Annotated in this window: 5 protein-coding genes; 3 read left to right on the top strand and 2 right to left on the bottom strand. The window is 65.0% G+C overall.

The genetic code is table 11. The features are described from left to right. On the bottom strand, nt 1-648 hold a 648-nt coding region (locus CC207_RS25820; RefSeq protein ID WP_088853074.1), incomplete at its 3' end, for a type 1 glutamine amidotransferase domain-containing protein. 145 nt (nt 649-793) lie between these two features. On the opposite strand from CC207_RS25820, the gene CC207_RS25815 reads away from it, so the two are divergent. Together CC207_RS25815 and CC207_RS25810 are read left to right on the top strand one after the other, a co-directional pair. Next, nucleotides 794-1,243 (top strand): nucleoside deaminase, encoded by a 450-nt coding sequence (locus CC207_RS25815; RefSeq protein ID WP_088853026.1) that lies wholly within the window; start codon nt 794-796, stop codon nt 1,241-1,243. 67 nt (nt 1,244-1,310) lie between these two features. Further along, a complete protein-coding gene (locus tag CC207_RS25810; protein WP_083242038.1) occupies nt 1,311-3,293 on the top strand; it encodes an ATP-binding protein in 1,983 nt (660 codons plus the stop codon). 8 nt (nt 3,294-3,301) lie between these two features. Here the strand turns inward: CC207_RS25810 and CC207_RS25805 are convergent, their stop codons facing one another. Continuing rightward, nucleotides 3,302-4,357 carry a HEAT repeat domain-containing protein gene (locus tag CC207_RS25805; protein ID WP_088853025.1) on the bottom strand — a complete coding sequence of 352 codons (1,056 nt, stop codon included), beginning with the start codon at nt 4,355-4,357 and terminating at the stop codon, nt 3,302-3,304. A gap of 208 nt (nt 4,358-4,565) precedes the next feature. On the opposite strand from CC207_RS25805, the gene CC207_RS26945 reads away from it, so the two are divergent. Next, a partial coding sequence (locus tag CC207_RS26945) for a condensation domain-containing protein (protein WP_256582366.1) occupies nt 4,566-6,111 on the top strand: 1,546 nt, incomplete at its 3' end.

The raw sequence follows: 6,111 nt of genomic DNA, 5'->3' as shown, positions 1-6,111 counted from the left end.
GTCGGCGGTGGACGCAGGATTCTGCCCGGTGATCAGGCTGCCATCCTCCACCACGAAGGGGGCCCAGGGATCGTCCGCCTTGCTGTACTCACCGCCACGGGCACCCAGCTCGTTTTCGGTCAGGAACGGCACCACCTCGTCCAGTTCCGCCAGTTTCTCCTCAGTGTTGGAGAAACCGGTCACCCTGCGCCCTTTGAGCAGCAGACTGTTGTCGCTGAGCTTGATATTGAGCAGACCGACCACGCCATGGCAGACCGCGGCGACCGCACCGCCGCGCTCATGGATGCGCCGTGCGAGTTCTTGCAGCGGCTGGTTGTCGGGGAAGTCCCACATCACGCCGTGCCCACCGGTGTAGTAAATCGCGCTGTACTGATCGGCTTTCACCTGGCCGGGGCTCAGTGTGGCGCCCAAACGGTTCATGAAAGTCTTGTCGTCGTACCACTGCCAGTCCAGCTCCGGCGCCATGCGCAGGCTGTGCGGGTCGATGGGCACGTAGCCACCCGCGGGGCTTACGTAGTCGACCACAAAGCCCGCCTGCTGCACCTTGTCGACGAAGTGCACGGCCTCGCCCAGCCACAGCCCTGTGGCGCGCGGGATGGAGGGGTACTTGGCAGTATTGGTCAGCACGACCAGGAGCTTCTTGTTCATGTGCGCATGCCCGTCGAATCCATGGGAAAACGGTTGGCCAGCAAGATCTAAAGCCCTATCAGCATAGCCCTCGTCACGCAATGCGCCACGGTGGCTGGCGCTGTGCTAGTCTCCAGCAAAGCCGACGTATTACCGGGGAGAAACCATGGAACAGGACACTTCCGCTTTCCTGCAGGCTGCCATTGATGAGGCCCGAAAGGGGCTCGAGGAGGGCGGCATCCCGATCGGCTCGGTATTGGTGCACGACGGCAGGATTATCGGCCGCGGACACAATCGCCGGGTGCAAAAAGGCAGCGCCATCCTGCATGGCGAGATGGACGCCCTGGAAAATGCCGGCCGACAGCCGGCTTGGGTGTACCAGCAGTCCACCCTCTATACCACCTTGTCGCCTTGTGCCATGTGCAGCGGCGCTATCCTGCTGTATGGCATCAAGCATGTGGTCATCGGTGAAAACACCACCTTCATGGGTGAGGAGCAACTGCTCGGCAGCCGCGGCGTGCGCCTGGAGGTACATGACGATGAGACTTGCAAGGCGTTGATGCGCCGGTTCATCGAGGAAAAACCCGAGCTGTGGGACGAAGATATTGGCCGCTGACTTGAATGTCGCCGGTGGTGATATCCAGGTCATTCACCTGGCGTCTCCGGCGAGCCCTATGGCGATGATGGGGGCTGTCGTTGGCAACTTCGACTGGAGCGCCACATCGCTGGGAGCGCTGACATCCTGGCCGCCTACCCTGCGCGTCGCCGTCGATATGGTGCTGCTGTCGCCGTTTCCCAGTGCGCTGGTTTGGGGCCCGACATTGACGGTCATCCATAATGAACCTTACCAGATCCTGCTTGGCGGTAGCACTGGTCACCAGGGCTGCGCCTTCGACGCGCTCTGGGCGCATAACTGGGAGGACATGGGTGCAGCGGTATTCAAGGCGCTCGAGGGACAGGGCAGCCTGATCGAGGACGCGCTGCTGCCTGTCTATCGAGCAGGCGTCATGACGAAAGTCTGGGTGACGGGTTGTTATTCGCCGATCCGTGACGACCAGGGCCAGGTCGCCGGTTTCCTTCACGCCCTGATCGAGACCACCGCCAGTGTGGAGACCGGTCGTGAATGGCGCGAATTGGCCCTTTCCTTCGAGGCGCGCCTGGATCAGTACCTGAGCGATCCTGAGCATATCTGGCACCTGTCACCCGATGTGATGCTGATGCTCGATGCCGATCTGCGCGTACGCTCGACCAACCCGGCCTGGCAGCGGCTGTTGGGCTGGTGCGGGGCGTCGCATCCGCTGCCGTTGCCCGAATTGTTTCACCCCGCCGACCGTACCGAGGCCCGCTTGGCGCTGACGGCGCTTGTGCAGGGGCAGGGCATGGCGCCGTTTGACGCACGGCTTCGGCACAACGAAGGCCACTATTGCTGGTTCCGCTGGACGGGGGCTGCCGATGCAGCGCTGCCCGCGCTGGTAGGGCGAGACATCACCGAGGACCGCGACGCGGTCCAGCGCTTGGCCGATGCCGCGGTGCGGGACGGCCAGCGCATGGAGAGCGTGGTAAAGCTGGCAGGTGGGTTGGCGCATGAAATGAACAACGTGTTGTCCGGTGTCGGCAGCAGCCTTGAGTTGCTCGAGCGGCGACTGGCGCAGGGGCGGCTGGAGCGTGTCGAGGAGTACGTGCAGATGGCTCGGGAATCTACCCAGCGCGCCATCGGCCTGACCCAAAACCTGCTGGCCTTCGCCCGCAGCCAGCCATTGTCGCCTAATCCGTTGAATATCAACCGCCTGTTGCTGGAGGCGGAGCCGATGCTGCGCCAGACCCTAGGAGCCGAAATGCACCTGGACTGGCAGATGGACGTTGCGCCGTGGCTGTTGCAAGTCGATCCCGACCAGTTGCGCAACGCCCTCCTGCACCTGTGCAGCAATGCTCGCGATGCCTGCCTTGGCAAGGGTAAGGTGACAATCAGGACCTCCAACGAGCGGCTGGCGCTGAACAGTGGGGAGTCGGCCAGCTTGCCGGCAGGTGACTACGTCATGTTACAGATCGAGGACGATGGCCACGGCATGTCGCGCAATGATTTGGCCAGAGCCTTCGAGCCGTTCTTCACCACCAAGTCACTGGGACAGGGAGCCGGCCTTGGGCTGCCCATGGTGCACGGTTTTGTGCACCAGTCGGGGGGACAGGTGTGGATCGAATCCACCTTGGAAGAAGGGACTCGAGTGGTGCTGATGTTTCCTCGCCATACGGGACTGGAGCCTGAGACCGTCGTCCTGGGTGCGTTGCCGTTTCAGGCGCAGGGCATGCGGCTGCTGTTGATCGATGACGAAGTCAATCTGCGTGCTTTGATGAAGGAGGCCCTGCTCGAGTGCGGCTTTGAGGTGTGCGACGTGGCCGATGCCAATGGCGCGCTGACCGAGTTCAGGCGGGGCGCTCCGTTCGACCTGGTGATCACCGATATCGGTTTGCCAGGAGGCTTCAGTGGGCGTCAGGTGGCCAAGGCACTGCGCATGATCAAGCCGGAGCAGAAGATCCTGTTCATCACCGGCTTCACCAGCGACCCGGTCGAGCAGGCATTGCTCGACGAACCGGGCACGGCGTTGATGTTCAAGCCGTTCTCGTTGCAGACGCTGGTCACGCAGGTTCAGCGTATGTTGCAGGCCTGAGGCTGTCGTCAGAGCCCTTGCTGCAGGAACGGGTCGTCCGGGTTTTGCCGCTCCAGCTCGGCCAGCAGGACCTGGACATTCTGCAATTGGCCGGTTTCCTTCCAGTACTCGATCAGCAACACCCGAGCCCGGCGGTTGGCCGGCTGGCGACTGAGCACGGTCTCCAGCTGCTTCTGCGCGGCGTCCACCTGCTCTAGCTGGTGCAGGGTGACGGCCAGGGTGTAGCGATAGTCGTTGTTTTCCGGCTCCAGTTCGACCGCGCGTGCCAGGGCGAGCAGGGCGTATTCCTGTTGCTCGTGGCGGGTCAGCCACAGCCCCAGTTCATATTGCAGGAACGCCGAGTCCGGGCGCAGTGCCAGGGCCTTGGCCAGCACTTCGCGGGAGGCGTCGTGACGGCCTTGCTGTTCCAGCAGGCGTACCTGGGTGGCCAGTGCGTCCAGGCCTTCGGGAGCCACCGCCAGGCTGCGCTGCAGGGCCCTGGTGGCGGCGTCGTAGGCTTGCTCATGCATGTACAGCCGGGCCAGGTGAACCTGTGCCGCGGCGTCGTCGGGCTGTTGTTCCAGCGTCTGCTCGTACTGCTCCAGGGCATCCTGCAACGGCCCGAAGTACAAGCCGATGGCGTCGGGGTCGAGGCCGAGCAGGGCATCGACCGCGGCGAAGCGTACGCTTTGCTCGTCATCTTCCAGGAGCGGGCCCAGCACCAGGCTGCGCTGGGCGGCAGGCAGCAGGCGGTGGATGCTGGCGATGGCGGCACGCCGAACCAGCGGGTCGGCGTGCTCCAAGTCCTGCTGGGCCAGCTTCAGTGCTAGTGGCGACGGATAGTTGGGCAGTTCGGCATACAGCGCGGCGCGTCGGATCGGTGGCAGGTCGTCGCGTTTCAATTGCTGGTAGAGCACCCTGGCGGCGCCCGGCAGGCCGTCATGGGCCTGGCGCAGCGCCTTGCTGTAGCTGTGCGCCGGCAGGCTGGGCACCGCGGGCTGCTGGTCACGCCACAGATAGCCGATCGCGATGGGCAGCATCAGCACAAGCAGCAGGGCGATCAGGAGAAGGTGGCGTCGTTGCATCGGGCGGTCCGTGGGGGCGGTACGGCAGAGCTTGGGGCAGGCGCGGGGTAATTGCAATGTTCGCCCGGCGCTTGATCCTCTTGGCGGCGCGCATCGCCGGCCGGACACCCAGGGCGCCGTATTGTCCCCCCTTCCCATGTCAGCCCGCCTCCCCACGATCCATTAGCGTTCCGAGCATTTACGACTGGCTAAAGCAGGATGCTTACCAATGCTCTTCAGCGAACTCATGGCAGCGCTCTCCACCCGTGCGATCCGACTCCAGCGCGAGGAGGCCGACCTGATCGTCGAAGGCGATGAAGACACGCTCGATGACGCCCTGTGGGACGCGTTGGCGGCCCACAAGCCGGCGCTCTTGCAGATGCTTGCCGGCCTGGATCATGGATGGTTGAGCCCGGCGTTGCGCATCACGCCCGAGATGTTGCCCCTGGCTGGTCTCGACCAGGCGGCCATCGACCGCATTGTTGCCACTGTGCCCGGCGGCGCGGCCAACCTGCAGGATATCTACCCGCTGGCGCCGCTGCAGGAGGGCATGCTCTACCACCACCTCACGGCGGCCGATGGCGACCCCTATGTGCTGCAGGCCCAACTGCGCTTCGCCAGCCCCGAGCGCCTGCAGGCGTTCGCCGAGGCCCTCGACTGGGTGATCCAGCGCCATGACATCCTGCGCACGGCGCTGGCCTGGGAATACCTCGACCAGCCGCTGCAGGTGGTGTGGCGCAAGGCGCCGCTGGTCTGCGAGGCCGTCGAGCTGAACGGCGACGAGGATGTACGGGGCCAGTTGCGGGCGCGTTTCGACACTCATCACTACCGCATGGACCTGGGCCAGGCGCCGCTACTGCGCCTGGTGCATGCCCAGGCCCGCGACGGCGAGGTACTGGCCTTGCTGCTGTTCCATCACACCGTCATGGATCACACCGGGCTGGATATCGTGCGCCGCGAGATCCAGGCCTACCTGGCGGGTGAAGGTGAGCGACTGCCGGCCCCGGTGCCGTTCCGCGACCTGCTGGCCAGAAGTCGGCAGGCCCAGGATGAACAGGCCCATGAGGCCTTCTTCGGCGCCATGCTCGCCGATATCGACGAGCCGACCCTGGCCTTCGGTATCCAGGAGGTGGCCGGCCAGGCCATGGAGGAAGCCAGGCTGACCCTGGCTTCCAGCCTCAGCCAGCGCCTGCGGGCCCAGGCCCGGCTGCTCGGCGTGAGCCCGGCGAGCATCATGCACCTGGGGCTGGCGCGCCTGCTTGGGGCGCTGTCCGGACGCGAGTCGGTGGTGTTCGGCAGTGTGCTGCTCGGGCGTATGGCGGCGGGTGAGGGCGCTGAACAGGCCCTGGGCATGTTCATCAACACCTTGCCACTGCGCGTCGACCTGTGCGGGCAGGGTGTGCGTGAGGCGCTGTTGGTCACCCATCGACAACTGACGGCGTTGCTCGGCCATGAGCAGGCGCCCCTGGCCCTGGCCCAGCGCTGCAGCGGCGTGGTGGCGCCGACGCCGCTGTTCAACAGCATGCTCAACTACCGCCACAGTGCGGCGGGCGATGCGGCCGAGGTGATCGCGGTGGCGCCGGGCATCGATGTGGTGGGGGCCGAGGAGCGCACCAACTACCCCTTGAACCTGGCCGTCGACGACCTCGGCGAGGACCTGCGCCTGACGGTCCAAGCCCTTGCCGAGTGGGGCGCAGAGCGCTTGTGTGGGCAGTTGCGGCAGGTATTTGAAGGGGTGGTGGAAGCGCTCGAACAGCAGCCCGAGCGGCCATTGC

The sequence above is a fragment of the Pseudomonas sp. DrBHI1 genome, assembly GCF_002205115.1.
GTDB classification, from domain to species: domain Bacteria; phylum Pseudomonadota; class Gammaproteobacteria; order Pseudomonadales; family Pseudomonadaceae; genus Aquipseudomonas; species Aquipseudomonas mosselii.
The sequence above is the reverse complement of the archived record's forward strand: the minus strand, read 5'-3'. Positions and strand labels throughout refer to the sequence as shown.